The 1,050-nt window shown below is 59.0% G+C and carries 2 protein-coding genes; one reads left to right on the top strand and one right to left on the bottom strand.

Translation table 11 applies throughout. The features are described from left to right. On the top strand, nt 1–582 hold a 582-nt coding region (gene repC / locus EN943_RS37115; RefSeq protein WP_245476122.1), incomplete at its 5' end, for a plasmid replication protein RepC. Between the two features lie 39 nt (nt 583–621). On the opposite strand, the gene EN943_RS37110 is transcribed toward repC, so the two are convergent. Continuing rightward, nucleotides 622–1,050: TetR/AcrR family transcriptional regulator (locus tag EN943_RS37110; protein ID WP_127416621.1), on the bottom strand; the 429-nt coding region annotated here is incomplete at its 5' end.

Genomic DNA, 1,050 nt, shown 5'->3' with positions numbered 1-1,050 from the left:
ATTCCGCGCCGAGCTTGCATCGCCGAGCTCGAGCCCATCGTCGCCGACCTGGCCGCCCTGCATGATTATGTGGATAAGCTGCTGCAAATCCATATGAAATCCACGAATCCGAGCGGCAATGACTCTCAAAACGAGCGGCAGCAATCTGATTCAAATACCGACTCTACTTTTGAATTTGAACCTGCTTTAGAAAAAAGCGGGGCGGCGGCCGAGCCTAGGATCAGGACCGCAGAGGCGCCGAAAACATACCCGCTGGGGATGGTGCTGAAGGCCTGCCCCGAAATTGCGGATTATGCCGTCAACGGCATCGGCAATTGGCGCGATCTCATGATTACCGCCGCCCAAGTGAGGGGATACCTGGGCGTTTCGCCGTCAGCGTATGAGGAAGCTTGCCATGTGATGGGGCAGGAGATCGCGGCGATCGTGATTGCCTGTATCCTCCAGCGGGCACAGCACATCAATTCCGCCGGTGGATACCTGCGCGTCCTGACCGACAAGGCCAGGGCAGGGGCGTTTTCGGTCGGGCCAATGCTGATGGCGGCACTCAAGGCGAATGGCGCCACAGCGAGGATGACGGGATGACGATCGCAAATACCGCAGCTTGTGACTATCTGCGCAGTCTTATCTCGGGAGCGGCCCCACTGCGCGATAGCTCTCGATGAGCGAGTCAAAGAGCGAGATGTTCGAGCGACTCCGCGCAACGATTTGAGCGCCCGCGACGGCAGCATAAATGGCGCGCGCCCTTGCCTCACTATCCTTGGGCTTGACCACCTCCGCGGCGGTCAGTTGCTTGCTCAGCCAAGCGACATTGACGTCGGCAAAAGCCTGAACCTCCTTCAACACCGCTTCGGGAAGTTCGTCATATTCGGTCGCCATAAAACTGCTGAGGCAAATGCGATTGTCGCGCTTAAGCGACGCTCGGAAAATGTCCGGATAGCGGCGCAAGGCGTCGATCGGATCCCGAGCTTCCGCTGAGATCGCGTCCAGGTCGCGGGCGATATCTTCCCAATAGCGCTTTGCAACGGCCTCGCCGAGCGCGGCCTTGTTGGC

This window comes from Mesorhizobium sp. M7A.F.Ca.US.006.01.1.1 (genome assembly GCF_003997935.1).
Lineage (GTDB): Bacteria > Pseudomonadota > Alphaproteobacteria > Rhizobiales > Rhizobiaceae > Mesorhizobium.
This window is presented reverse-complemented; position numbering and strand designations above follow the sequence as displayed.